The sequence below is a fragment of the Burkholderia sp. ZZQ-2 genome (assembly GCF_050768715.1).
In the GTDB taxonomy this organism is placed as follows: Bacteria; Pseudomonadota; Gammaproteobacteria; order Burkholderiales; family Burkholderiaceae; genus Burkholderia; species Burkholderia cepacia.
Window position 1 is genome coordinate 46,325 of the sequence record NZ_LDVA01000092.1, and the last position, 26,434, is coordinate 72,758.

At 65.1% G+C, this 26,434-nt stretch carries 24 protein-coding genes and 1 tRNA gene; 6 read left to right on the plus strand and 19 right to left on the minus strand.

The features are described 5' to 3' along the window. Window positions 1-26: 26 nt before the first annotated feature. Window positions 27-488: a phosphohistidine phosphatase SixA gene (sixA, locus tag ABY44_RS04505; RefSeq protein WP_027787862.1), complete on the minus strand. Its 462-nt coding sequence runs from the start codon at window positions 486-488 to the stop codon at window positions 27-29. 161 nt (window positions 489-649) lie between these two features. On the opposite strand from sixA, the gene ABY44_RS04510 reads away from it, so the two are divergent. Next, window positions 650-726, plus strand: a tRNA-Pro gene (locus ABY44_RS04510). 97 nt (window positions 727-823) lie between these two features. On the opposite strand, the gene ABY44_RS04515 is transcribed toward ABY44_RS04510, so the two are convergent. Then, on the minus strand, window positions 824-1,375 hold the full coding sequence (locus tag ABY44_RS04515) for a hypothetical protein (protein ID WP_060173814.1): 552 nt from the start codon (window positions 1,373-1,375) through the stop codon (window positions 824-826). A gap of 187 nt (window positions 1,376-1,562) precedes the next feature. Here ABY44_RS04515 and ABY44_RS04520 point away from each other — a divergent pair, with 187 nt between their 5' ends. From ABY44_RS04520 to ABY44_RS04530, 3 genes are all read left to right on the plus strand, one after another. Beyond that, window positions 1,563-1,886 (plus strand): hypothetical protein, encoded by a 324-nt coding sequence (locus tag ABY44_RS04520; RefSeq protein WP_060173813.1) that lies wholly within the window; start codon window positions 1,563-1,565, stop codon window positions 1,884-1,886. A 40-nt stretch (window positions 1,887-1,926) separates the two neighbouring features. Then, complete coding sequence (locus tag ABY44_RS04525) at window positions 1,927-2,364, plus strand: DUF3592 domain-containing protein (protein ID WP_081072824.1); 438 nt, start codon at window positions 1,927-1,929, stop codon at window positions 2,362-2,364. Between the two features lie 178 nt (window positions 2,365-2,542). Continuing rightward, complete coding sequence (locus tag ABY44_RS04530) at window positions 2,543-2,977, plus strand: hypothetical protein (RefSeq protein ID WP_027787865.1); 435 nt, start codon at window positions 2,543-2,545, stop codon at window positions 2,975-2,977. 80 nt (window positions 2,978-3,057) lie between these two features. Here the strand turns inward: ABY44_RS04530 and ppx are convergent, their stop codons facing one another. Further along, window positions 3,058-4,572, minus strand: coding sequence for an exopolyphosphatase (gene ppx / locus ABY44_RS04535; protein WP_027787866.1), 1,515 nt, complete (start codon window positions 4,570-4,572; stop codon window positions 3,058-3,060). A gap of 277 nt (window positions 4,573-4,849) precedes the next feature. Here ppx and ppk1 point away from each other — a divergent pair, with 277 nt between their 5' ends. After that, a complete protein-coding gene (ppk1, locus tag ABY44_RS04540; RefSeq protein ID WP_027787867.1) occupies window positions 4,850-6,913 on the plus strand; it encodes a polyphosphate kinase 1 in 2,064 nt (687 codons plus the stop codon). A 135-nt stretch (window positions 6,914-7,048) separates the two neighbouring features. Here ppk1 and phoR read toward each other — a convergent pair whose 3' ends face one another. From phoR to ABY44_RS04595, 11 genes are all read right to left on the minus strand, one after another. After that, the gene (phoR, locus tag ABY44_RS04545) at window positions 7,049-8,368 is read right to left on the minus strand and encodes a phosphate regulon sensor histidine kinase PhoR (protein ID WP_027787868.1); all 1,320 of its coding nucleotides are present in this window, start codon (window positions 8,366-8,368) and stop codon (window positions 7,049-7,051) included. 57 nt (window positions 8,369-8,425) lie between these two features. Next, window positions 8,426-9,127, minus strand: a complete 702-nt coding sequence (phoB, locus tag ABY44_RS04550; RefSeq protein WP_027787869.1) for a phosphate regulon transcriptional regulator PhoB — start codon at window positions 9,125-9,127, stop codon at window positions 8,426-8,428. 32 nt (window positions 9,128-9,159) lie between these two features. Next, entirely contained in the window at window positions 9,160-9,864 is a 705-nt protein-coding gene (gene phoU, locus ABY44_RS04555; RefSeq protein ID WP_027787870.1) for a phosphate signaling complex protein PhoU, read from the minus strand. Between the two features lie 18 nt (window positions 9,865-9,882). After that, window positions 9,883-10,731 (minus strand): phosphate ABC transporter ATP-binding protein PstB, encoded by an 849-nt coding sequence (gene pstB, locus ABY44_RS04560; RefSeq protein ID WP_027787871.1) that lies wholly within the window; start codon window positions 10,729-10,731, stop codon window positions 9,883-9,885. 15 nt (window positions 10,732-10,746) lie between these two features. Continuing rightward, window positions 10,747-11,640: a phosphate ABC transporter permease PstA gene (gene pstA / locus ABY44_RS04565; protein WP_027787872.1), complete on the minus strand. Its 894-nt coding sequence runs from the start codon at window positions 11,638-11,640 to the stop codon at window positions 10,747-10,749. Next, window positions 11,637-12,623 carry a phosphate ABC transporter permease PstC gene (pstC, locus tag ABY44_RS04570; protein WP_027787873.1) on the minus strand — a complete coding sequence of 329 codons (987 nt, stop codon included), beginning with the start codon at window positions 12,621-12,623 and terminating at the stop codon, window positions 11,637-11,639. Before pstC ends, pstA begins: the two co-directional genes overlap by 4 nt. Before the next feature lie 94 nt (window positions 12,624-12,717). Continuing rightward, a complete protein-coding gene (gene pstS / locus ABY44_RS04575; RefSeq protein WP_027787874.1) occupies window positions 12,718-13,752 on the minus strand; it encodes a phosphate ABC transporter substrate-binding protein PstS in 1,035 nt (344 codons plus the stop codon). A gap of 481 nt (window positions 13,753-14,233) precedes the next feature. After that, window positions 14,234-15,589 carry a phosphoglucosamine mutase gene (glmM, locus tag ABY44_RS04580; RefSeq protein ID WP_060173811.1) on the minus strand — a complete coding sequence of 452 codons (1,356 nt, stop codon included), beginning with the start codon at window positions 15,587-15,589 and terminating at the stop codon, window positions 14,234-14,236. 28 nt (window positions 15,590-15,617) lie between these two features. After that, window positions 15,618-16,511, minus strand: a complete 894-nt coding sequence (folP, locus tag ABY44_RS04585; RefSeq protein ID WP_376699393.1) for a dihydropteroate synthase — start codon at window positions 16,509-16,511, stop codon at window positions 15,618-15,620. A gap of 78 nt (window positions 16,512-16,589) precedes the next feature. Beyond that, window positions 16,590-18,488 (minus strand): ATP-dependent zinc metalloprotease FtsH, encoded by a 1,899-nt coding sequence (ftsH, locus tag ABY44_RS04590; protein WP_021163358.1) that lies wholly within the window; start codon window positions 18,486-18,488, stop codon window positions 16,590-16,592. Between the two features lie 166 nt (window positions 18,489-18,654). After that, on the minus strand, window positions 18,655-19,317 hold the full coding sequence (locus ABY44_RS04595; protein ID WP_021163359.1) for an RlmE family RNA methyltransferase: 663 nt from the start codon (window positions 19,315-19,317) through the stop codon (window positions 18,655-18,657). Window positions 19,318-19,510: 193 nt separating this feature from the next. Here ABY44_RS04595 and ABY44_RS04600 point away from each other — a divergent pair, with 193 nt between their 5' ends. Beyond that, window positions 19,511-20,038, plus strand: coding sequence for a YhbY family RNA-binding protein (locus ABY44_RS04600; protein ID WP_027787876.1), 528 nt, complete (start codon window positions 19,511-19,513; stop codon window positions 20,036-20,038). Window positions 20,039-20,117: 79 nt separating this feature from the next. Here the strand turns inward: ABY44_RS04600 and ABY44_RS04605 are convergent, their stop codons facing one another. The 5 genes from ABY44_RS04605 to carA form a co-directional block, all read right to left on the minus strand. Next, a complete protein-coding gene (locus ABY44_RS04605; protein WP_021163361.1) occupies window positions 20,118-20,576 on the minus strand; it encodes a DUF4149 domain-containing protein in 459 nt (152 codons plus the stop codon). A gap of 14 nt (window positions 20,577-20,590) precedes the next feature. Beyond that, the gene (gene greA, locus ABY44_RS04610) at window positions 20,591-21,067 is read right to left on the minus strand and encodes a transcription elongation factor GreA (RefSeq protein ID WP_021163362.1); all 477 of its coding nucleotides are present in this window, start codon (window positions 21,065-21,067) and stop codon (window positions 20,591-20,593) included. Between the two features lie 118 nt (window positions 21,068-21,185). After that, window positions 21,186-24,440 (minus strand): carbamoyl-phosphate synthase large subunit, encoded by a 3,255-nt coding sequence (gene carB / locus ABY44_RS04615; RefSeq protein ID WP_027787877.1) that lies wholly within the window; start codon window positions 24,438-24,440, stop codon window positions 21,186-21,188. A 49-nt stretch (window positions 24,441-24,489) separates the two neighbouring features. Continuing rightward, a complete protein-coding gene (gene leuE / locus ABY44_RS04620; protein ID WP_060173809.1) occupies window positions 24,490-25,149 on the minus strand; it encodes a leucine efflux protein LeuE in 660 nt (219 codons plus the stop codon). A gap of 37 nt (window positions 25,150-25,186) precedes the next feature. Beyond that, window positions 25,187-26,332: a glutamine-hydrolyzing carbamoyl-phosphate synthase small subunit gene (gene carA, locus ABY44_RS04625; protein ID WP_027787879.1), complete on the minus strand. Its 1,146-nt coding sequence runs from the start codon at window positions 26,330-26,332 to the stop codon at window positions 25,187-25,189. Between the last annotated feature and the right edge of the window lie 102 nt (window positions 26,333-26,434).

Below are 26,434 nucleotides of genomic sequence, written 5' to 3' on the forward strand. Positions count from 1 at the left end.
ACCCTTCAAAGCGCTTCAGGCGGGCCTCACACCAGGTCGGGCGTCAATACTGCCCGCAGCACGGCCTGCCGGCTGCCGTCGCGCGTGCGGCTCGCGAGCCACACGATTCCGCCCTTCTTGACGCTCCAGCTGTCGTCGCCGCCGGCGATCAGTTGCGCGGCGACGCTGCCGAGCGTCGGCTGGTGGCCGACGATCACGACCGTCGGCGCGATGCCGTCCGGCCAGCCGGCCGCCGCCAGCACGTCGTCGACGCTGCCGCCCGGCGCGAGCGCCTCGACCGTCCGGTACTGGTCGGTCAGCGCCTCGACGGTCTGTACGGTGCGGGCCGCCGGGCTCGCGAGGATCACGGTGTTCGTCTCGAGCCGGCCACGCAGCCACTTGGCCATCGCCTGCGCGTCCTTGCGGCCGCGGACGGTCAACTGTCGCGCGAGATCGCTCGTCGCGTAGTCTTCGGCTTCGGCGTGGCGCCACAGGATCAGGTTCATCATGATGTTCTCCTTGCTTCGGCGGGCGGCCCCGCGCCCATGCGTGCGGGCCGGCCGATTACCGTGCGAATTGTCGCAAATTGCGGCTCGTTCGCCGCCGCGGCATTTACCCGCATATAGGGATTGACCGGATCAGCCATTCAAAGATAGAATCTTTGGCTCGTCGGAGCGTAGCGCAGCCTGGTAGCGCATCTGATTTGGGATCAGAGGGTCGAAGGTTCGAATCCTTTCGCTCCGACCACCGGAATCAAGGGGTTACAACACGAAGTGTTGTAACCCCTTTTCCATTTCGGGCCCGTGAAAGATCCCGGGCAACCGCCGCATTTCGCGCCACGTAGTCACTCGATCCGCACGAGATCACGCGGCGCGAGCGGCAATCGATCGGCAGGCGTGCTTTCCGATGGCCGCCCTTTCGATCCGGAATATCGATAAACCAGATACTTCCCGTCCGTCTCGCCGCCTTCGTAGGGGATGATCACCCACATCTCCCGACGCCCCGAATACAGCCACCGCGGAAGCGCCTTCTCCGCGAAATAGATCCGCTCTTCGACATGCGTGACCGGATTCAGCCGGATTGCGACGCCCTTCAGGTAAGGCGATCCGTAGTTCAGTACGAAGACGAGGGTCTTGCCGACGCACCTAGACAACGCAATCCTGCCCACGAAATCGGTCTCCGGCATGTCAAGGAACGCGCGCCCGGTCTTGTGCCCCCGCCGCACGAACAGCGCATCGCCGTCCAACCCATGCGAGCGGGCGTCGAGCGCAATGCGGCTCCCGTCCGCCAGCGGGCAGGAAAGCACCTGACGCAGGCCGCCGGCCTCATCGATTCCCGGCGTCGCGCCGAACGTCGCTGTTGCCATCGATAAAAGACCGACGACGAGCACTTTCATTCGACCGTTACCGGTCAGTTGCGTCGCGAATCGACTCATTGAGGTGCAGCATCGCGGGTTATCCACTTCGGTACGCTCGCACGAATCACCTTTTCCCAGGGACAAACCGGCGCCTCAACGGGGCCAACTCGAACCCGTAGCGGTACCATTATCGGCGCCCCAATGCCAAACCGGAGTTTCGTCGACCATGCCGACATCCCTGTCGTCCCTGCAACTGCCCGAAGGCCTCGGCACCATCGGGAATCTGGCTGTCGAGTTCGTCGAGGATGAACGGAAAACATACGAGATGTGGATGCTCGAAACGGACCTTCCTTTCGACGAAGCCGTGTCGCGGTTTTCAGCCTTCGTCAAGCGCCATTTCGGCGGCGACGAGCGGGCTTCGTCCGCCGACCGCTTCGGCTTCCGCAGCTGGGCGGCCTCCTGGTCCCGCGAGAGACAGGAGATCTCGGCCCAGCTCACCGGCACCGACGACGGCAGCTCGGGTTACCTCCGCAATGCGTACGATGCGTGAATGAACCCACTTGCCGCCCCCAACACCATCCGGACCTCGCATGACAGCCTCCTCGACTGATCGCCCGGCAAAACCGGCGATGAATATCGCGACCGTCATCGCCATGATCATCGGCGCCGCCGTACTCGCTTTCTGCGTCGTGCAGGCCTACCGGACGACGGTCTTCCTTTCGCACGCCTCTCGTGCACCCGGTGTAGTCGTCAAGTCGAGCGGACACCCGACCATACGCTTCGAAACGGCCCAGGGCCAGCGCATCGAGTTCGTGCAGAACGGCGGCATGGACGGTCCGCCCGGAACTGTCGTGCAAGTCGCGTACGACCCTGCCGCGCCCGCGGAAACGGCCCGGGCCGCCACGTTCCTCGCGATATGGGGCGATGTGCTGTGGGGATTGCCGGCAGGCCTCGGCTTTCTTGTCCTGCCGCTGTTCGGCGCCCGGTTCGTGCTCACCGGGCGGTACGGGAACGCGATAAGCCGTTGAGCGGCGACGAACGGATTCATGCGATGTCCGGGCATTCGCGGCAAGTCCGAACGCTTTCATCGTCGGTCACGCTTGCAAAGGTCACGAATCGAACGAGGTGGCCGGCCCAGCCGCCGCAACCCGGATACGACACTTCCGGGAACACGCGATAATGCGCGTGGACAACCTGCATCCGCGCATGACAAACAACATTCTCAAGACCGCCCTGTGCGCATCGCTGCTCGCGCTTGCGACCGCCGGCACCGCATCGGCCAAGGCACTCGACGACGCACTCGACTGCCACTCGACCGGGCACAAGTTCGTCGCGCCGCTGCTCGCAGCCGGCGATATCCAGTCGGAGCCGATGCACGTCGAATCGAACTCGGTCAATGCATTCCGCACGAGCCACTCGCTGACCGCATACGGCTTCGGCGTCTACGTCGTGCTCGGCTACCAGGCGAACGACCCGATCTTCCGCACCGGCGACGGCACGCCGATCGGCGACTGGGCCTATGGCGTCGTGGTGCGCGGCACGAAAAGCGCGGTGGAAGAAGCCGTGCGCAAGGCCGGCAGCGACGCGACCGTCAGGCAGGCGTTTCCGTTCCTGACCGCGATCGTCTGCTCGTCGGACTGAGCGGCCGTCAGGACGATCATGCGGCAATCCTGAGGGCGGCAAGCCAGCCTGCCGCCCGTCCCGGCCCCGCTATCGGCCTTTTACGCGCCCGTATACACCACGCGATACGGGATTCCGACCTTCTCCCATTCCGCCGCCTCCTGGCTGAGGCTGTAGTCGGTCAGCGGGTTCTGCTCGACCCACGCGCTCGGCAGGCGCACTTCATACCCGCCCTTCTTCATCTGCGAAACGGAAATGTCGGGCAGCCCCGCGTCGGTTCGGCGCCGGCACAGCAGCGCCGCGAGCCGCAGGCAGAACAGTAGCGGCCACTCGACTTCGCGTGCCTGCGACAGCTTGCCGAGCTTGCCCGCATGACCGAGCACCAGCGCGGCGAGCCGCGCCTGGTCGGTGCGCGAAAAACCCGGCATGTCCGCGTTGCTCGCGATATAGGCCGAATGCTTGTGATACGCGCTGTGCGAGATCGACAGGCCGATCTCGTGCAACGCGGCCGCCCAGCCGAGGAACATCCGCCCTTCCTCGCGCGCTTCGTCGTCGGCTTCCTCGAGTTCGTCGTAGAAACGCCCCGCCAGCGCGCCGATCCGCTCGGCCTGCGCACGATCGACACCGTAGCGGCGCGTAAAGCCCTCGACGGTCACCGCGCGCATGTCCTCGTGCTGCGTCCGGCCGAGCAGGTCGTACAGCACCCCGAGGCGCAGCGCGCCGTCGGTCGTATCGACGTAGTCGACCCCGAGTTCCTCGAACACCGCGAGCATGATCGCGAGGCCGCCCGCGAGCACCGGCACGCGGTCGGGCTTCAGCGCGATCAGCTTCAGCCGGTTGACGTTCTCCGACTTGATCAGCGCACGCTTCAGGCGCTCGAGGCCGCCGCGCGAAATGCCGTGCGTGATGCCCGGATCGTTGAAGCCGTTCGCCTCGACGAGTTCCGCGAGCGCACGCGCGGTGCCGGACGAACCGATCGCCTGGTCCCAGCCGGCCTTCTTGTACTCGCTCGAAATGATCTGGATCTCGCGCTTGGCCGCGAGTTCGGCCTGCCGCATCGTGTATTCGTCGACGTTGCCGGCGGGGAAGAAGGCGCGGCTGTGGCTCACGCAGCCGATGTAGAGGCTCTCCATCACGATCGGCGTGTAGTGCGAGCCGATGATGAATTCGGTGGAGCCGCCGCCGATGTCGACGACGAGCCGCTTGCCGGCGCTCGCCGGCACCGAGTGCGCGGCGCCCGCGTAGATCAGGCGCGCTTCTTCGCGGCCTGCAATCACTTCGATCGGAAAACCGAGCGCCGCTTCCGCCTCGCCGAGAAACTCGCCCGCGTTCTTCGCGACGCGCAGCGTGTTGGTGGCCACCGCGCGCACATGATCGGGATGGAAATCGCGCAGGCGCTCGCCGAACCGCTTGAGCGCCTCCCAGCCACGCTCCTGCGACGCGCGATCGAGCATCTTGTCGCTCGACAGGCCCGCGGCCAGCCGGACGGGCTCGCGCAGCGCATCGACGGGATAGATCTGGCTGCCCGCCGGCGTTTCCTCGACGCGTCCGACGATCAGCCGGAAGCTGTTCGAGCCGAGATCCACGGCAGCCAGCAAGTGGGGGGTTGTAACCATCAGAGGGGCTCCGTGCGCGTTCGCCCGCGGCGGCCGGTGCGACAGCCTTGGGCGATCAATCAAAGGCGACATTTTAAGCGTGGAACGCTTGCCGTTGCCACGCTTCACGGGCATGCATACTGCTCGTTTGCATATCGTCGAAACATTTATGGGACGAAACGATTACAGCGTAGAATTTCCCGATATAAATACATCATTGTCATCAGCACGTCATCGTACCGTGAGAGTTTCCGAGCGTCCTTTCGAATCATCGCCCGAATCCCCCCCTACTCTGCCGATGTCCGTCCGTTATCCGCTTCTCAATCGTGAACTCGGCATCCTCGGTTTCAACGAGCGCGTGCTGGCCCAGGCAGCCGATCCGCAAGTCCCGTTGCTCGAGCGCCTGCGCTTCATCTGCATCACCAGCAGCAACCTCGACGAATTCTTCGAAGTCCGCATGGCCGGCCTTCAGGAGCAGATCCGCGACAACCCCGGCGCCCTGACGCCCGACGGCATGTCGTTACAACATGCTTACGATCTCGTGGTCGAACGCGCGCAGCGGCTCGTCCATCGACAGTACACGATGCTGCACGAAACCGTGCTGCCCGCGCTCGAGCAGGAAGGCATCTACTTCCATGCGAGCGACACGTGGAACGACGAGCAGCTCGAATGGGCGCGGCACTACTTCCTCGACGAGCTGCTGCCCGTGCTGACGCCAATCGGCCTCGATCCCGCCCACCCGTTCCCGCGCGTGCTGAACAAGAGCCTGAACTTCGTCGTCGAGCTCGAAGGCCGCGACGCATTCGGCCGTCAAGCCGTGATGGGCATCGTGCAGGCGCCGCGCGCGCTGCCGCGCGTCGTACGCATGCCGCACGCGCTGTCGGGCTTCGAGCACGGCTTCGTGCTGCTGAGCTCGTTCATGCAGCGCTTCGTCGGCGAACTCTTCCCGCAACTCGTCGTGAAGAGCTGCAACCAGTTCCGTATCACGCGCAACAGCGAACTGTTCGTCGACGAAGACGAGATCACGAACCTGCGCGTCGCGCTGCAGGGCGAACTGCCCGCGCGCCACCTCGGCAACGCGGTGCGCCTCGAGGTGTCGGCCGACACGCCGCCGCACATCGTGCGACGCCTGCTCGACGAAAGCGAGCTCGGCGACAAGGACTGCTATCGCGTGGCCGGATCGGTGAACCTCGTGCGGCTGATGCAAATTCCCGATCTCGTCGACCGACCCGACCTGAAGTTCACGCCGTTCACCGCATCGACGCCCGCCGCGATCACGAACGCGCCGACGATGTTCGACGCGATCGACAACGGCGACATCCTGCTGCACCACCCGTACGAGAGCTTCCAGCCGGTGCTCGAACTGCTGCAGCAGGCCGCGAAGGACCCGAGCGTCGTCGCGATCAAGCAGACGATCTACCGCACCGGCACCGATTCGCCGCTGATGGACGCGCTGATGGAAGCCGCGCGCAACGGCAAGGAAGTGACCGTCGTCGTCGAACTGCTCGCGCGCTTCGACGAGGAAACCAACATCAACTGGGCGTCGCAGCTCGAGGCCGTCGGCGCGCATGTCGTGTACGGCGTGGTCGGCCACAAGTGCCACGCGAAGATGATGCTGATCGTGCGGCGCGTCGTGCAGGGCGGCAAGGCGTCGCTGCGCCGCTACGTGCACCTCGGCACCGGCAACTACCATCCGCGCACGGCACGCCTCTACACCGACTTCGGGCTGATGACGGCCGACCAGAAGATCTGCGAGGACGTCCATCACGTGTTCCAGCAACTGACCGGCATCGGCGGCGAACTCACGCTGCACGAGCTGTGGCAGTCGCCGTTCACGCTGCATCCGCGCATCATCGACTCGATCCGCGCGGAGATCGACAATGCGCGTGCCGGCAAGCGCGCGCGCGTCGTCGCGAAGATGAACGCGTTGCTGGAACCGACGGTGATCGCCGCGCTGTACGAAGCGTCGCAGGCCGGCGTCAAGGTCGACCTGATCGTGCGTGGTGTCTGCGCGTTGAAGCCCGGCGTGCCGGGGCTGTCGGAAAACATCACCGTGCGCTCGATCGTCGGCCGCTTCCTCGAGCACCACCGGATCTACTATTTCCACGCGAACGGTGCCGAGGACGTCTATCTGTCGAGCGCCGACTGGATGGACCGCAACCTGTTCCGCCGCGTCGAAGTCGCGTTCCCGATCCGCGATCGCAAGCTCAAGCGGCGCGTGCTGGCCGAAGGGCTGTCGGTGTGCCTCGGCGACAACCAGTCGGCATGGCAGATGCACAGCGACGGCCACTACCGCCGGCGCCGCGCCGGCAAGACGATCCGCAACGCGCAACTCGGGCTGCTCGCGAAGTTCTGCTCGTGAACCGGCAACGCGGCGCGAGTTGCGCGCCGCGCACCAGCGTCGCCAACGAAAAAGCGCAGCCCGCGGGCTGCGCTTTTTCGTTGCGGATCCGGCATGCCTCCGCTCGCAAAACGAGCGACAGACGCCGTTACGCGATCATGCCTCGTACGTGGCCGGCCGGATCGCGATGACGCGCGAACCCGGGAACCGCGCAGTGAACGTGCTGCCGCGCCCTTCCTCGCTCTGCACGTACAGGTGTGCGTCGTGCCGCTGCAGCACGTGCTTGACGATCGCGAGCCCGAGCCCCGTGCCGCCCGTGTCGCGCGAACGGCTACGGTCGACGCGATAGAAGCGCTCGGTGAGCCGCGGCAGGTCGGCGGCCGGAATCCCGAAGCCGCTGTCCGTGACGGAAAACACGCCTTGCGCGCCTTCGCGCCGCCAGGTCACGACGATCTTCCCGCCGTCCGGCGTATAGCGGATCGCGTTCGTGACGAGATTCGCGAATGCGCTGAACAGTTCAGTCTGCGCACCGGTGACGCCGAGCGTCTCGTCGATCGAGAACGCGATGTCGTGATGCCCGTTCGACAGCGTCTGCGCGTCCTCCTTCAGGTGGTCGAACACGGCGCGCATGTCGATCGCGCGATCGACCGGCGGCTTGCTTTCGCCCTCCAGCTTCGCGAGCACCAGCAGGTCGGTCACGATGTGCCGCATCCGCGATGCCTGCTGCTCCATCATCTCGAGATAACGCGCGCGGTCTTCCTCGTTCAGCGGCAGCTCGCGCATCGTCTCGAGAAAGCCCGACAGCACGGTGAGCGGCGTCTTCAGTTCGTGCGACACGTTCGCGACGAAGTCGCGCCGCATCGCGTCGGTCCGCTCGAGCTCGGTGATGTCCTGCGTGAGCAGCAGCTTGCGGTTCTCGCCGTACGGAAACACCTGCACTTCCAGCACGTTCTGCCGCGAGTCGCCCATGCCCCGCATCACGAGCGTCTCGTCGTAATGCTGCGCGTTCAGGTAGCGGACGAAATCGGGATGGCGTACCAGGTTGGTGATGTGCTGGCGCAGGTCGCGCTTTGCATCCAGGCCGAAATGGACCTCGGCGATCGCGTTGCACCACTCGATCTGGTCGTGATCGTCGAGCATCGCGACGCCGTTCGGCGACGCCTGGATCGCCTGGATGAAGCGCGAATGCTGCTGCTCGACCTGCCGCACCTGCGCATGCCACTGCTTCGCGAGCTTGTGCAGACGATAGTAGATCTCGCCCCAGATGCCCGGCGCGCTCGGCACTTCACCGTAGACCGGCGCATCGAGCAGCCGCCACAGACGCTGCGTGTGAAAGGTACTGAAAAAGCCCTGCGCGACCAGCATCACGACGACGAACACGAGGCCCGCGGTCGGGCCGGCGAACACGCCGACCAATACGCCGATCAGCACGAGCAGCACGAGCGACACCAGAAAGCGCGCCCAGATGATGTTCATGATTCAGCGCCCGAAAGAATGAACGGCATGCCGTGGCACACGGCAGGCCCGAATACGTTACGCGTGCTTGGCGAGCCGGTAGCCGCTGCCGCGCACGGTCTCGATCATCGCATCGCAACCGGCCGGTTTCAAGGCCGCGCGCAATCGTTTGATGTGCACGTCGACGGTCCGCTCCTCGACGAACACGTGGTCGCCCCACACCTGGTCGAGCAGTTGCGTGCGACTGTGCACGCGCTCCGGATGCGTCATGAAGAAATGCAGCAGGCGGAACTCGGTCGGGCCGAGATCGAGCTTGATCTCGCTGCCTTCCGCATGCGCGGCGACGCGATGCGTGGCCGGGTCGAGGCGCAGCCCGTTGATCGACACGACGTCCTCGGTCAGCTGCGGCGCACGACGGCGCAGCACGGCCTTGATCCGCGCCATCAGTTCCTTCGGCGAGAACGGCTTCGTCACGTAGTCGTCCGCGCCGATTTCGAGGCCGAGCACCTTGTCCTGCTCGTCGCCGCGGGCGGTGAGCATGATGATCGGGATGTGCTTGGTCCGTTCGTTGTTGCGCAGGTCGCGCGCGAACGCGATACCGGATTTGCCCGGCAGCATCCAGTCGAGCAGCACGAGATCGGGCAGCACGTCGCTGATCAGGTTCTGCGCCTGTTCGGCGTTGTACGCACGAATCGGGCAGTGACCGGCGTGCTGGAGATTCACCGAGATCAGTTCGGAAATCGCGGGCTCATCTTCAACGACGAGAATGTTGCTGGGCATCGGCACCTCTTTTTTCCCCTGTACGGAGTCGATTAACTGTTGGCTTCGCGATCGAGCGTGTCGCGCGGCTGGTGCCGCACGTCCGTGCCCTTCACGATGTAGATGATGAATTCGGCGATGTTCTTCGCGTGGTCGCCGATCCGCTCGATCGCCTTCGCGATGAACAGGTATTCGAGGCCGACCGAGATCGTGCGCGGATCTTCCTGCATGTACGACACGAGCTTGCGCACGAACGCACGGAATTCCAGGTCGATCTCCTTGTCGTCCTTGACGATCTGCGCGGCGGCCACCGTATCGAGACGCGCGAACGCGTCGAGCGCGCGGCGCAGGATCGTCACGGCCATCTCGCCCGACACCTTGATCTCGGCGATGTTGACCGCACGCGCGGCCGGCTCGTCGACCAGGCGGCGCACGCGCTTCGCGATCTTCTCGGCCTCGTCGCCTGCGCGCTCGAGGTTCGTAATCGTTTTCGAAATCGACATCAAAAGACGCAGGTCACGCGCGGCAGGCTGCCTCCGCGCGATGATGTTGCCGCACTCCTGGTCGATGTCGACTTCCATCGCGTTCAGCGTTTCCTCGGCCGCGATCACCTTCTCGGCCGTATCGCGATCGAACTCGTTCAGCGCGTGCATCGCGCCGACGATCTGCGACTCGACGAGCCCGCCCATTTCCAGCACTTTCGACGACACGGCATTGAGGTCCGCGTCGAACTGGCTCGACAGATGTTTATCCGACATGGCTGTTGTTCTCCGTCATCAACCGAAACGGCCGGTGATGTAGTCTTCCGTTTCCTTGCGCACCGGCTTGATGAAGATCTTTTCGGTCTCGCCGAATTCGATCAGCTCGCCCAGGTACATGTAGGCCGTGAAATCCGAGCAGCGCGCCGCCTGCTGCATGTTGTGCGTGACGATCACGACCGTGTAGTCGCTCTTCAGCTCCGCGATCAGCTCTTCGATGCGGCCGGTCGAGATCGGGTCGAGCGCCGAGCACGGCTCGTCGAGCAGCAGCACTTCCGGACGGATCGCGATGCCGCGCGCGATGCACAGACGCTGCTGCTGGCCGCCCGATAGGCCGTAGCCGCTCTGGCTCAGCTTGTCCTTCACTTCGTTCCACAGCGCGGCCTTCGTGAGCGCCCACTCGACGCGGTCGTCCATTTCCGAGCGCGTGAGCTTTTCGAACATCTTCACGCCGAACGCGATGTTGTCGTAGATCGACATCGGGAACGGGGTCGGCTTCTGGAACACCATGCCGATACGTGCGCGCAGCAGCGAGATGTCGCGCTTCGTCGTCAGCAGGTTCTCGCCGTCCATCAGGATTTCGCCTTCGGCGCGCTGCTCCGGATAGAGCGCGAACATCTTGTTGAACGTGCGCAGCAGCGTCGACTTGCCGCAGCCCGACGGGCCGATGAACGCCGTCACCTTCCCTTCGGGAATGCTCAGGTTGATGTTCTTCAGCGCGTGAAACTTGTTGTAGAAGAAGTTGAGGTTGTTGACCTCGATCTTCGCGTTCAGCGGCTCGAGCGGACGGCCGTGCGCCGCTTCGTGCGTGCCGGCCGGCGCAGCGGTGCGCTCGACAGGATTCAGGTGGCTTTCTGCCATATTCATCGGATTGCTCCGCCGTTACTTTTTCGAGAAGATCGTGCGCGCCAGGATGTTGAGTCCGAGCACACCGAGCGTAATCAGGAACACACCCGCCCATGCGAGCGCCTGCCATTCCGCGAACGGGCTCATCGCGAACTTGTAGATCGTGACGGGCAGGTTCGCCATCGGCTGGCTCATGTCCCACGAGAAGAACTGGTTCGACAGCGCGGTGAACAGCAGCGGCGCCGTTTCGCCGGCGATCCGCGCGACCGCGAGCAGCACGCCCGTCACGATCCCGCCGACCGATGCGCGCAGCGTGATCTTCAGCACCATGCGCCACTTCGGCGTACCGAGCGCGAAGGCCGCTTCGCGCAGCGCGTTCGGCACGAGCTTCAGCATGTTCTCGGTCGTGCGGATCACGATCGGAATCTGCAGCAGGGCAAGCGCGATCACGCCGGCCCAGCCCGAGAAGCGCCCCGACTTCGCGACGACGATCGCATACACGAACAGGCCGATGACGATCGACGGCGCCGACAGCAGGATGTCGTTGATGAAGCGGATCGTGCTGGCCAGCAGGTTCTTCTGGCCGTATTCGGCGAGATAGACGCCCGCGAGGATGCCGATCGGCGTGCCGACCAGCGTGCCGAAACCGCACAGCAGCAGGCTGCCGACGATCGCGTTGGCGAGACCGCCGCCTTCCGTGTTCGGTGCCGGCGTCGATTCCGTGAACAGTTGCAGCGACAGGCCGCTGACGCCGAGATGCACCGTCGTGTAGAGAATCCACACGAGCCACAGCAGCCCGAAGGCCATCGCGCCGAGCGACGCGGCCAGCGCGATCGCGTTGACGGCCTTGCGCTTGCGCTGCAGGCGGTTGCGCATCGCGTCGAGCACGGCGCCGTCCGGCCCCGGGAAATTCATGATGGGCTCGCTCATTTCTTGCCCTCTCCCTTCTCGAGACGAAGCAGCAGCAGTTTGGAGATGGACAGCACGATGAACGTGATCAGGAACAGGATCAGGCCCAGCTCCATCAGCGCGGACGTATGCAGGCCCGGTTGCGCTTCCGCGAATTCGTTGGCCAGCGCCGACGTGATGCTGTTGCCCGGTGCGAACAGCGACACGCTGTCGAGCAGGTTCGTGTTGCCGATCACGAAGGTCACGGCCATCGTCTCGCCGAGCGCACGGCCGAGGCCGAGCATCACGCCGCCGATCACGCCGGTCTTCGTATAGGGCAGCACGACCTTCCACATCACTTCCCAGGTCGTGCAGCCGATCCCGTATGCCGACTCTTTCAGCAGCACCGGCGTGACTTCGAACACGTCACGCATCACCGATGCGATGTACGGGATGATCATGATCGCGAGGATCACGCCGGCGGCAAGGATGCCGATACCGATCGGCGGGCCGGCAGTCAGCGGGCCGATAATCCAGACGTCCTTGAACAGGCGGCCGATCGGCTTCTGGAAGTATTCCGCGAAGATCGGCGCGAACACGAGCAGGCCCCACATGCCGTACACGATCGACGGAATCGCGGCGAGCAGCTCGATGGCGATGCCGAGCGGGCGGCGCAGCCACACGGGCGACAGCTCGGTGAGGAACAGCGCGATGCCGAAGCTGACCGGCACGGCGATGACGAGCGCGATGATCGACGTCACGATCGTGCCGTAGATCGGCACGAGCGCGCCGTAGAGGTCCGAGTTGGGATCCCACTCGGATTGCCACAGGAAGCCGAGGCCGAACTTCTGGATGGTCGGCATCGACGCGATGATCAGGGAAACGATGATCCCGCCGAGCAGCAGCAGGGTCACGATGGCGGCGAGCCGTGCAAGACCGCCGAATACGACATCCCCGAGGCGGCTCGGCGCGCGTTGCTGCGCAACGTCGGCGGACCGTGAGGACGTATAGGAAATATCAGACATGGGTGCCTGCTTTTGATTGCCGGGCGCCGTAACGCCCGGCTTTACCGCACACACTGCCCGACCTGCACGGCCGGGCAGCGAACCGCTGCAATGCTTACTCTGCGGCGACCGGCTTGCCCGACGCGTCCGTCACCTTGACCTTCCACTGCTTGCGGATTTCCGCTTCGACTGCCGGCGGCAGCGAGATGTAGTCGAGGCTGTCAGCAGCCTTCTCGCCGTTCTTGAACGCCCAGCTGAAGAACTTCAGCGTTTCCGCGCCCTGCTCCGGCTTTTCCTGCTTCGCGTGCAGCAGCACGAACGTCGCGCCGACGACCGGCCAGGCTTCCTTGCCCGGCTGGTTCGTCAGGATCTGGTAGAACGACTTCGACCAGTTCGCGCCTGCGGCAGCGGCCTTGAACGTTTCGGTCTTCGGCTCGACCACCGTGCCCGTCGAGTTCTTCAGGGCCGTGTAGATCATGTTGTTCTTCTTCGCGTACGCCCACTCGACGTAGCCGATCGCGCCCGGCAGGCGCTGCACGAAAGCCGCGACGCCGTCGTTGCCCTTGCCGCCCGTGCCCGTCGGCCAGTTGACCGTCGTGCCTTCGCCGATCTTCGACTTCCACTCGTCGTTGACCTTCGACAGGTAGTTCGTCCAGATGAAGCTCGTGCCCGAGCCGTCAGCGCGGCGGACCACGGCGATGTCCGTGTCCGGCAGCTTGACCTTCGGGTTCAGCGCGGCGATCGCCGGGTCGTTCCACTTCTTGATCTTACCGAGGTAGATGTCGCCGAGCACCGGGCCCGACAGCGTCAGTTCGCCGGCCTTCACGCCCGGCACGTTGACGACCGGCACCACGCCGCCGACCACCGTCGGGAACTGGAACAGGCCTTCCTTCGCGAGCTCGTCATCCTTCAGCGGAGCGTCCGAGCCGGCAAAATCGACCGTCTTCGCGATAATCTGCTTCAGGCCGCCCGACGAACCGATACCTTGGTAGTTGACCTTCGCGCCGCCGGTCTGCTGGTAGTCAGCAGCCCATTTCGTATAGATCGGCATCGCGAACGTGCTGCCTGCGCCCGTGATGTCGGCAGCGTGGGCGGCGACGGCGAAAAGCGCGCCAGCCAGGCCGGCAATCGCGGTTTGCATCAATTTCATGAGACCTCCAGTGTGTGAGCGGATGACTACGGCACCGCGAAGGTTAGGGGCTCCTCATGACGGTAATGTGACAATCGATGAAACTGGCGTGACAGTAACATGACTGGTTGAAAGGGAGTAACAGGGTAGGCGCGCGTGGCGCGCAGACGGCGCCGGAGGGGCGATGGCGGCAGGAATTGCCGGCCCGGAAGGGACAGGATGACGCCCCGTTTCTCACTGCGTGGCGGGATCGCAGCGCCACGTCGGTGGTACGAAAAGCCTCCGCCGGCGGCTGGCCCGATCTCGGGGTCGGACGATTTTTCGTCCGGGGAATGCAGCAGTCGATATGCGTTACTTATAGGTATCGCAAACCTTTGCGTCTGACGAAATCGCGGCGCCCGAAGGCGCCGCATGCCGGTTCATCGGAACGCCGGCGCGCGGGCGTCTGACCGCCCTCGCACCGGGCCCGGGCGTCTGACCGCCCTCGCACCGGGCCCGCGCGTCAGGCCGTCGCCGCGCGCACCGCGTCGGCGATCGTCTCTGCATGGCGGACCGCGTCGGCCGCTTGCTGCGCTTCGACCATCACGCGCAACACGGGCTCGGTGCCCGATGCGCGGATCAGCACGCGGCCGCTGCCGGCGAGCGCGGCTTCGGCTGCGTCGATCGCTGCGCGAATCGACCTGCTGCCCTTCCAGTCGGCACCTGGCTTCATCCGCACGTTGATCAGCTTCTGCGGGAACAGCGTGACGCCGTCGAGCATCTGCGCGAGGGTCTGGCCGCTGCGCTTCAGCGCAGCCAGCACGAGCAGCGCCGACACGATGCCGTCGCCGGTCGAGTGGCGATCGAGCGACAGGATGTGGCCCGAGCCTTCCGCGCCGAGTTGCCAGCCGTGCTCGCGCAACTGCTCGAGCACGTAGCGATCCCCGACCGCCGCCCGCACGAACTTCACGCCCGCGCGCTGCAGCGCGACTTCGACGGCGAGATTCGTCATCAGCGTGCCGACCGCGCCCTCCACCTTGCCGTCGGTCGCGATCCGGTCCTTCACGAGCACGTAGAGCAGCTCGTCGCCGTTGTACAGGCGACCGGTCGCGTCGACGACCTGCAGGCGGTCCGCATCGCCGTCGAGTGCAATGCCGAGATCGGCGTGGTTCGCGCGCACCGCGCGCACCAGCGCGTCCGGTGCAGTCGCGCCGACGCCGTCGTTGATGTTGAAGCCGTTCGGCGCGACGCCGATCGGGATCACGTCCGCGCCGAGTTCGTGGAACACGTGCGGCGCGATCTGGTACGCGGCACCGTGCGCGCAGTCGATCACGAGCTTCAGCCCGCGCAGGTCGAACGCGGCCGGGAACGTGCTCTTGCAGAATTCGATGTAGCGGCCGGCCGCATCGTCGAGGCGGCGCGCCTTGCCGAGACCGTCGGACGATGCGCATTCGAGCGGCTTGTCGAGCCACGCTTCGATCGCGGCTTCGGTGTCGTCCGGCAGCTTGTTGCCGTCAGCGGAGAAAAACTTGATCCCGTTGTCGCGATACGGGTTGTGCGACGCGCTGATCACGACGCCCGCCGACAGGCGCAGCGCGCGCGTCAGGTAGGCGACCCCTGGCGTCGGCATCGGGCCGGCCAGCATCACGTCGACACCCGCCGCCGAGAACCCTGCCTCGAGCGCGGCTTCGAGCATGTAGCCCGACACGCGCGTGTCCTTGCCGATCAGCACGGTCGGCCGCGAGCCGGCCGCGCCATCGGCCGAGCTGGCCAGTACCTTGCCGGCCGCGTAGCCGAGACGCAACACGAAATCCGGCGTGATGGGCGCCTCGCCCACCGTGCCGCGAATGCCGTCCGTGCCGAAATATCGACGTCCCATAGCGAATCTTCCTCCTTCGTCTTCTGACTTATCGTTGCCGCGCGGCTTCGCGCACGGCATTCCAGACTTTCAACGCATCGACCGTCGCCGCGACATCGTGCACGCGCACGATCGCCGCCCCACGCTCGACCGCGCACAATGCGGCCGCCACGCTCGCCGCGACGCGCTCCATCGGCGGCTTGCCGCCGATCACCGCGCCGAGCATCGACTTGCGCGACATGCCTGCGAGTATCGGATACGCGCGCCCGTCGGGCCGCGCGGGCGCCGTTTCCGGCAGTGCGGCCAGGAGTGCATAGTTGTCGTCGACGACCGCCTTGCCGAACCCGAAACCGGGATCGACGCAGATCCGCTCCGGCGCAATCCCCGCGTCGCGCAGTGCCTGCGCGCGCGCGGCGAGAAAATCGCGCACGTCGGTCACGACGTCGCCGTAATCGGGTTCGCCGACCTGCATCGTTTGCGGCTCACCGAGCATGTGCATCGCACACAACCCGCAATTGCCCTCGCGCACCGCGTCGATCGCGCCCGGCTGGCGGAACCCCCAGATGTCGTTGATCAGGTCGGCGCCTGCGGCCAGCGCCGCGCGCATCACGGCCGGCTTGTAGGTATCGATCGACAGCGGCACGTTCAACGGACGCAGCGCTTCGACGAGCGGGATCACGCGCGCGAGTTCCTCGTCGAGCGGCACCGGCGGTGCGCCGGGGCGCGTCGATTCGCCGCCGATATCGAGAAGATCGGCGCCTTCGGCAATCATCCGCTCGGCCTGGCGCAGCGCATCGTCGCGCGCGAGGAAGCGGCCGCCGTCGGAGAACGAATCGGGCGTGGCGTTGAGAATGCCCATCACGAGCGGGCGCTCGAACGTCAGTTCGAAGCGGCCGCACAGGAGTGGCGCGGGAATTTGGGGGGAAACAGCGGAATCGGACACGGGCAACTGGCGTGAATGAATGCAAAACGGGCCGGTGTGAAGACACACCAGCCCGTGAACGGTGCTAAAGAGCGGAGATTATGCCGCCGGCGAAGCAGGCGCCGGCGCGTTGCCGGCCTTCACCTCGGCGCTGCTGCCGCCACCCGACGAATCGCCGCCGACAGCCGGCGAGCTCTTCGGGGAGCGCGGCGGACGGCCTTCCATGATGTCGTTGATCTGATCGGCATCGATCGTCTCCCACTCCATCAGCGCGGCGGTCATCGCTTCGACCTTGTCGCGGTTCTCTTCGAGCAGGCGGCGCGCAAGGCCGTACTGTTCGTCGAGCACGCGGCGGATTTCCGAATCGACCTTCTGCTGCGTCGCTTCCGAGATCGTGCGCGTGAAGCCACGGCCGAACGGCGATGCATCGTTTTCGTCGTCGACGTAGACCATCGGCCCGAGCGCATCGGTCATGCCGAAACGGGCGACCATCGCGCGCGCCGTCTGGGTTGCCTTGTTGAAGTCGTCCGACGCACCGGTGCTGACGAGGTTCATGAACAACTCTTCCGCCACCCGGCCACCGAACAGGATCGCGAGGCGGTCCATCAGGTAGTCCTTCGAGTACGTTTCGTTGTCATGCTCCGGCAACTGCCACGTGACACCCAGCGCGCGACCGCGCGGAATGATCGTGACCTTGTGCACGGGGTCGGCCTTCGGCAGCAGCTTCGCGATCACCGCGTGGCCCGACTCGTGATAAGCGGTCGCACGCTTCGCTTCCTCGCGGATCACCGCCGACTTGCGCTCCGGACCCATGAAGATCTTGTCCTTCGCGTCTTCGAAATCCTGCATCTCGACGATGCGCTTGCCACGGCGTGCGGCGAACAGCGCAGCCTCGTTCACGAGGTTCGCGAGATCGGCGCCCGAGAAGCCCGGCGTGCCGCGCGCGATGACTGCCGCATCGACGTCGTTCGCGATCGGTACCTTGCGCAGGTGCACGCGCATGATCTGTTCGCGGCCGCGGATGTCCGGCAGACCGACGTAGACCTGGCGGTCGAAACGGCCCGGACGCAGCAGCGCCTTGTCGAGCACGTCGGAGCGGTTGGTTGCGGCGATCACGATCACGCCCGAGTTCGCCTCGAAGCCGTCCATCTCGACGAGCATCTGGTTCAGCGTCTGTTCGCGCTCGTCGTTGCCGCCGCCCATGCCGGCGCCGCGATGACGGCCGACCGCGTCGATTTCGTCGATGAACACGATGCACGGTGCGTGCTTCTTCGCCTGCTCGAACATGTCGCGCACACGGGCCGCGCCGACGCCGACGAACATTTCGACGAAGTCCGAACCCGAGATGCTGAAGAACGGCACTTTCGCTTCACCCGCGATCGCGCGGGCCAGCAGCGTCTTGCCGGTACCCGGAGGGCCGACGAGCAGCACGCCGCGCGGAATGCGGCCGCCCAGCTTCTGGAATTTCTGCGGATCGCGCAGGAAGTCGACGAGCTCGGACACTTCTTCCTTCGCTTCGTCGCAACCCGCGACGTCGGAGAAGTTCACCGCGTTGTTGTTCTCGTCGATCAGCCGCGCACGGGATTTGCCGAACGAGAACGCGCCGCCTTTGCCGCCTCCCTGCATCTGCCGCATCATGTAGAACCAGAACACGATGATCAGGATCGTCGGCCCGAGGTAGTACAGCGCGGACATCAGCGCGTTCGGCTCGTCGTCGGCCTTGCCGCTGACCTGCACGCCGTACTTCATCAGATCGCCAACCATCCAGATGTCGCCGGGCGACACGATCTGGTATTTCTGGCCATCAGCCGGAGTGACGGTGAGGTTGCGCCCCTGAACGATGACGTTCTTGACCTTGCCGTTCTTGGCGTCGTCCATGAACTGCGAATAGGACACGCCTTCCTGGACGCGGGGCTTGTCGAACTGCTTGAACACCGTAAACAGCACCAGTGCGATCACCAGCCACACCGCTGCCTTCGAAAACATATTGTTGTTCAAAGCACCACTCCTTCACTCGTAGACGAGCGCCTACATTTTCCTTGCGGCGCCCCTCGGTCATTCTAATCCAGTCCGACCACCCTCGCCATAAGCATTGACAACCGCCGCGATAGCGCTTCGCTTGTCTGGCAAGGGCCGGAGCCCGTTTGCGGCACCCCGCCGCGCATCAGCGCGGACGTTTCAGATGCCGACCCAAAATGAACGTTTCGGACGATTTGTCGCGGGACGCCTTCGGCTTGCGCGGCGCGACGGTCTTAAACTGCTGTTTGAATTTCTCGACGATCTGGCTGTAGCCGCTGCCGTGAAAACACTTCACGAGCAACGCACCATCCGGCTTCAGATGGTTCTGCGCGAATTCGAGCGCCAGATCGCAGAGATGCTCGATGCGCGCCGCGTCCGCCGAGGCCACGCCGGAGAGGTTGGGGGCCATGTCGGAAATAACAAGGTCCACCGCGCGGCCTTCGAGCAATTCCTCGAGCTGGTGAAGGACGTCATCCTCGCGGAAGTCGCCCTGGAGGAAGTGGACATCGGCGATCGGCTCCATCGGCAGGATGTCGAGCGCGACGATCGTGCCGTCGATGCCGCCTTCGCGTTCCGCATCGCGCTTCTTGCCCTGCGCGAGCTTGTTGCGGGCATACTGGCTCCAGCTGCCCGGCGTCGCGCCGAGATCGACGATCACCTGGCCCGGACGGATCAGCTTGTCCTGCTCGTCGATTTCCTTCAGCTTGTACGCGGCGCGCGCGCGATAGCCCTCCCGCTGCGCCATTTTGACGTACGGGTCGTTGATGTGGTCGTGCAGCCAGTGCTGGTTGAAGCGGTTTTTTGCCATTCGAAAGAGAGATTGCTGCCAATTGCTTCGTGAAGCCGCGCTTTTAGCGGATAATACGCGTCTTCTTCGCGCGGCTGCGGCCCCTTTTCGGGCCCAAGCCGCGATTTTACGTGGTTTCGGCGCACGGCTGACGCGGTAACTACCCGCGATCGCTTTTCAGTCAGCGCGCCCTTATTTAGATTTCGACATTTCCATGCCCGCCCTTTCGCTTTCTCCCGCCGAGCGCTCCGCGCTGCGCTCCCAGGCCCATGCGCTCAAGCCCGTCGTGCTGATCGGCGCCGAAGGGCTCACCGACGCCGTGCTGAAGGAAATCAAGGTGCACCTCGACGCGCACCAACTGATCAAGATCCGCGTATTCGGCGACGAACGCGACGCGCGCATCGCGATCTACGACGAGATCTGCGATCGCCTGAGCGCGGCGCCGATCCAGCACATCGGCAAGCTGCTGGTGATCTGGAAGCCCGAAGCCGCCGTTGCGGCCCCGGCCCGCGGCCGTCGTGCCGGCACGCTGCCGAGCGCGGCCGAGGCCGTGGACGACAAGAAAGGCCGTGCCCCGCGCACCGTCAAGGTCGTCAAGGTGTCGCCGAACGCGAGCCCCGTGCGCCGTCCGCGGCCGGTCAAGGTCACGGTGCGCGGCAACGAACGCGTGACGGCGGGCGGTACCGTGAAGCGTGCGAAAAAGCGCCAGGCCAGCACGAAGCGTCCGTTCCAGGACAAGTAAGCATCGGGGCGGCACGGCTGCGCCGTACCGCCACCCTGCCCGCGGGCCCGGCATCGACCGGGCCTGCGCGGCACACGCGTCAGGCGTCGCGCGCCGGCAGACGCCAGATCAGCATCAGCCCCAGTACGCTCTCGACGAGGTAGAACACGCTCGAGACGCCGTGCAGCATCCCGAAGCGGCTCGCATACGGCGAATTCGCGATATCGGTGCCCGCGTCCATCGCGGCGACCCGCAGCGCGTTCATGAACGGCTGCAGCGCAAAATACCCGACCAGCACACATACGACCATCGCGGCGACGACCCAGCGCACGCGGCGATATTCGCTGCTGCCGCGTCGAACCTGCTGATTCGACAGCGCGAGCAGCAGCACGCCGCATACGACACCGAGGATCGCCTCGATACGGAACAGCTGGGCGGCGACCGAACCGGCCGTCATCCGCTCCAGCGTCTTGAACAGCACGGGCGCGACCGCATACCCGATCGTCAGCAGGCTGCCGACCCACACGGCCGACAGCAGACGGAACACGCGATGCGGCATCGTGTCGCCCCGCTTCAGATGTAGCTGACCGAGATGATTTCGTATTCGCGCACGCCGCTCGGCGCCTGCACGGCCGCGACGTCGCCTTCGGACTTGCCGATCAGTGCACGCGCGATCGGCGAGCTGACCGAGATCAGGCCGTGGTCGATATCGGCTTCGTCGTCACCGACGATCTGGTACTTGACGGTGTCGCCCGACTCGAGATCCTCGAGTTCGACGGTCGAGGCGAAAACCACGCGGCCTTCGGCGTCGAGCACGGTCGGATCGATGACCTGCGCGGCCGACAGCTTCGATTCGATTTCCGCGATACGACCCTCGATGAAGCCCTGCTTTTCCTTCGCGGCATCGTATTCGGCGTTTTCGGACAGGTCGCCCTGTGCGCGGGCCTCCGCGATCGCGTTGATCACGGCCGGCCGCTCGACGGACTTGAGGCGCTGCAATTCATCGCGCAGTTGCTCTGCGCCACGCTTTGTCAACGGAATGGTGCTCATAAACGGCTCAATCGCTAAAAACGGCTATAAAAAAAATCACCGCGATTAAGCGCGTTTCCGATGCACTGGAAACACCGCCTAATCGCGGCACGTGTTGCTTCTACAGGTAACTGACTGCTTAGTTTAGGCGAGCGTGAAGACCTTGTAAATCATAGACTTCCAGATCCTTCAGGTAGCGCAAGCCTTCGACTGCCGCGCGCGCGCCCGACATCGTCGTGTAGTACGTGACCTTGTGCGCCTGCGCGCTCATGCGGATCGAACGCGAATCGGCGATCGCCTGGCGCGTTTCGTCGACCGTCGTGAACACGAGTGCGATCTCGCCGTTCTTGATCATGTCGACGATGTGCGGACGGCCGTCCTTCACCTTGTTCACGACCTTCACCGGCACGCCGGCCGCTTCGATCGCGGCAGCCGTGCCCTTCGTCGCGACGATCGGGTAGCCGAGGTCGTGCAGCATGCGCGCGACTTCGACCGCCTTCGGTTTATCCGCATCCATCACGGTCAGCAGCACCGTGCCCGACTCCGGCAGGCGCGAACCGGCCGCGAGCTGCGACTTGAACAGCGCTTCGCCGAACGTCTGGCCGACGCCCATCACTTCGCCGGTCGAACGCATTTCAGGCCCGAGGACCGGATCGACGGTCGGGAACTTGACGAACGGGAACACCGCTTCCTTCACGCTGAAGTACGGCGGCTCGACTTCCTTCGTCACACCCTGCTGCGCGAGCTTCTGGCCGACCATCGCGCGCGCCGCGATCTTCGCGAGCGGCAGGCTGGTCGCCTTCGACACGTACGGCACCGTGCGCGATGCGCGCGGGTTCACTTCGAGCACGTAGATGATGTCCTGCTTCGAACCGTCAGCCTGCGGCACCTGCTGGATCGCGAACTGAACGTTCATCAGACCGACCACGTTCAGCGCCTTCGCCATCGCGCCCGTCTGACGCTTCAGCTCGGCCACGGTCTCCTTCGACAGCGAGTACGGCGGCAGCGAGCATGCCGAGTCGCCCGAGTGGACGCCCGCCTGCTCGATGTGCTCCATCACGCCGCCGATGAACACGGCTTCGCCGTCGCAGATGCAGTCGACGTCACACTCGATCGCGTCGTTCAGGAAGCGGTCGAGCAGCACCGGCGAATCGTTCGACACCTTCACGGCCTCGCGCATGTAGCGCTCGAGGTCGCGCGGCTCGTGGACGATTTCCATCGCGCGGCCGCCCAGCACGTACGACGGGCGCACGACCAGCGGATAGCCAATTTCGGCCGCCAGTGCGAGCGCTTCGTCTTCGGCGCGCGCGGTGCGGTTCGGCGGCTGGCGCAGGCCGAGGTCCTGCAGCAGCTTCTGGAAGCGTTCGCGGTCTTCGGCCGCGTCGATCATGTCCGGCGACGTGCCGACGATCGGCACGCCGTGCGCCTCGAGATCGAGCGCGAGCTTCAGCGGCGTCTGGCCGCCGTACTGGACGATCACGCCGACCGGCTTTTCCTTGTCGACGATCTCGAGCACGTCTTCGAGCGTCAGCGGCTCGAAGTACAGGCGGTCGGACGTGTCGTAGTCGGTCGACACCGTTTCCGGGTTGCAGTTGACCATGATCGTTTCGTAGCCGTCCTCGCGCATCGCGAGCGCCGCGTGCACGCAGCAGTAGTCGAACTCGATGCCCTGGCCGATCCGGTTCGGGCCGCCGCCCAGCACCATGATCTTCTTGTTGGTGGTCGGCTGCGCCTCGCACTCTTCCTCATAGGTCGAGTACATGTACGCGGTTTTCGTCGCGAACTCGGCCGCGCACGTGTCGACGCGCTTGTAGACCGGGCGCACGTTGAGTTCGATGCGGCGCTTGCGGACGTCTTCCGGCGTCGCGCCGAGCAGCTTCGCGAGGCGGCGGTCGGAGAAGCCGCTCTGCTTCAGGTAGCGCAGCTCGTCGAACGTCAGCGATGCGAGCGTGCGGCCCGCGAGCGCCTTTTCCTTCAGGATGATCTGCTCGATCTGCTCGAGGAACCACGGGTCGATCGCGGTTTCCGCGAAGATTTCCTCGGCCGTCATGCCGATGCGGAATGCATCGCCGACGTACCAGATGCGATCCGGGCCCGGCTCGTGGATCTCGATCGCGATCTCGTCGCGGTCGGTCGACTTCTCGTCGAGACCGTCGACACCGACTTCGAGGCCGCGCAGCGCCTTCTGGAACGACTCCTGGAACGTACGGCCGATCGCCATCACCTCGCCGACCGACTTCATCTGCGTGGTCAGGCGCGAATCGGCTTCACGGAACTTCTCGAACGCGAAACGCGGGATCTTCGTGACGACGTAGTCGATGGTCGGCTCGAACGACGCCGGCGTCTGGCCGCCGGTGATTTCGTTCTTCAGCTCGTCGAGCGTGTAGCCGACGGCCAGCTTCGCCGCGACCTTCGCGATCGGGAAGCCCGTTGCCTTCGATGCGAGCGCCGACGAACGCGACACGCGCGGGTTCATTTCGATGACGACCATGCGGCCGTCCTTCGGGTTGATCGAGAACTGCACGTTCGAGCCGCCCGTGTCGACGCCGATCTCGCGCAGCACCGCGAGCGATGCGTTACGCAGGATCTGGTATTCCTTGTCGGTGAGCGTCTGCGCCGGCGCGACCGTGATCGAGTCGCCGGTGTGCACGCCCATCGGGTCGAGGTTCTCGATCGAGCAGACGATGATGCAGTTGTCGGCGCGGTCGCGCACGACTTCCATCTCGTATTCCTTCCAGCCGAGCAGCGACTCTTCGATCAGCAGCTCGCGCGTGGGCGACAGGTCGAGACCGCGCTTGCAGATCTCTTCGAACTCTTCGCGGTTGTACGCGATGCCGCCGCCCGAGCCGCCGAGCGTGAACGACGGACGGATCACGACCGGGTAGCCGCTGCCGCCGGTGCCGGCCATGATCTCGGCGTGCACCTGGGTCGCTTCTTCCATCGAGTGCGCGATACCCGACTTCGCGGAACCGAGACCGATCTTGGTCATCGCTTCCTTGAACTTCTGGCGGTCTTCCGCCTTGTCGATCGCTTCCGGCGACGCGCCGATCAGCTCGACGCCGAACTTCTCGAGCACGCCGTGGTGGTGCAGGTCGAGCGCGCAGTTCAGCGCGGTCTGGCCGCCCATCGTCGGCAGGATCGCGTCCGGGCGCTCCTTCTCGATGATGCGCGCGACGACTTCCCACGTGATCGGCTCGATGTAGGTCACGTCGGCCGTGTTCGGGTCGGTCATGATCGTCGCCGGGTTGCTGTTGACGAGAACGACCTTGTAGCCCTCCTCACGCAACGCCTTGCAAGCCTGCGCGCCCGAATAGTCGAACTCGCACGCCTGGCCGATGATGATCGGGCCGGCGCCGATGATGAGGATGCTCTTGATGTCTGTGCGTTTTGGCATGGCTTGTGAATTCAATAAGTAATCATTGTCGTGGGTCGGCCGGCTGCGCTCAGCTCATCGTGGCGAGCGCGAGCTTCACCGAGAAACCGATGAACAGGCCGCCCACGCTGCTCGCCGCGCCTGCTGCAAGCTTGCGGCGGCGGCGGAAGTGCTCGGCGAGCCGCGCACCCGCGAAGATCAGCGTGCTCAGGTACAGGAAGCTCGCGCATTGCGCGATCGCCCCGAGCACGACGAACGACAGCGCGGGATGCGGGAATGCCGGGTCGACGAACTGGATGAAGAACGAGATGAAGAACAGGATCGCCTTCGGATTCAGCAGGCTCACGATCAGCGCCTTGCGGAACGGACGCTCGCCGTCGACCGCGGGCGGTACATCGGGCGGCGCATCGGCGCGCGCGCGCAGCTTCTGCCACGCGCTGCGCAGCATGCCGGTGCCGATGTAGAGCAGATACGCGGCGCCGCCGTACTTGACGACGGAGAACAGCAGCGGATTCGCCTTCAGCAGCGACGCGACGCCGGCGGCGGACAGCACCATCAGCACCGTGTCGCCGACGAACACGCCGCACGCCGCGCGATAGCCGGCCTTCACGCCGCGCTGCGCCGCGAGCGACAGCACGTACATCGAGTTCGGCCCCGGCAGCAGGATGATGAAGATCACGCCGAACACGTAGGTCCAGATATCCGTGATGCCGAGTGCGTGGCCGAACATGATGCGAATCTCCCGTCCTTCGGTTGCGTCGGTTGCGTTAAGCGTTGCGCTGCTTCGCCGCGTCCATCAGCGCGGTGAAGCGGTCGAACAGATAGCCGATGTCGTGCGGGCCGGGCGATGCTTCCGGGTGGCCCTGGAAGCAGAATGCCGGCTTGTCGGTCAGCTCGAAGCCCTGCAGCGTGCCGTCGAACAGCGACACGTGCGTCACGCGCGCGTTGGCCGGCAGCGAATCCGCATCGACCGCGAAGCCGTGGTTCTGCGACGTGATCACCACGCGGCCGTCGCCGAGATCCTTCACCGGGTGGTTCGCGCCGTGGTGGCCCGTCTTCATCTTCAGCGTCTTCGCGCCGACCGCGAGGCCCATGATCTGGTGACCCAGGCAGATGCCGAAGGTCGGCACGCCGCGCTCGATGAATTGCTTCGTGGCCGCGATCGCGTAGTCGCACGGTTCCGGATCGCCGGGGCCGTTCGACAGGAAAATGCCGTCCGGATTCAGCGCGAGCGCATCTTCCGCGCTCGCCTCGGCCGGCAGCACCGTCACGTGGCAGCCGCGTTCCGCGAGCATGCGCAGGATGTTGTACTTGACGCCGAAATCGTACGCGACGACACGGTACTTCGGCGCTTCCTGCATGCCGTAGCCGCCTTCGAGGCGCCATTCGGTCTGCTTCCACTCGAACGGCTTCGTGGTCGACACGACCTTCGCGAGATCCATGCCCGCGAGACCCGGGAACGAGCGCGCGAGTTCGATCGCTTTCGCTTCGTCGTCCGAGCCCGTCAGGATGCAGCCGTTCTGCGCGCCCTTGTCGCGCAGGATGCGGGTCAGCTTGCGGGTGTCGATGCCGGCGATCGCGACGACGCCTTCGTCGCGCAGGTAGTCGCCGAGCGTGCGGTCCATGCGGAAGTTCGATGCGAGCGTGGGCAGATCACGGATGATCAGGCCGGCGGCATGGACTTTCGTGGCTTCGACGTCTTCGGCGTTCACGCCGACGTTGCCGATATGCGGATAGGTGAGCGTGACGATCTGGCGCGAGTAGCTCGGGTCGGTCAGGATTTCCTGATAGCCGGTGATCGCGGTATTGAACACGACTTCGCCGATCGTATGGCCTTCGGCCCCGATCGAATAACCACGAAAGACCGTGCCGTCGGCGAGTGCAAGCAAGGCGGGAGTAAAAGACGGCAACACGGGAGGCTCCTTGGGGAACACCCTGCTGCCGACCTGTTTACCCTGCCGCGCGAGCGCCGCGCTGCGTGGGCGCGCGTGGTCGCTTGCTGGACGCGGCCTGCG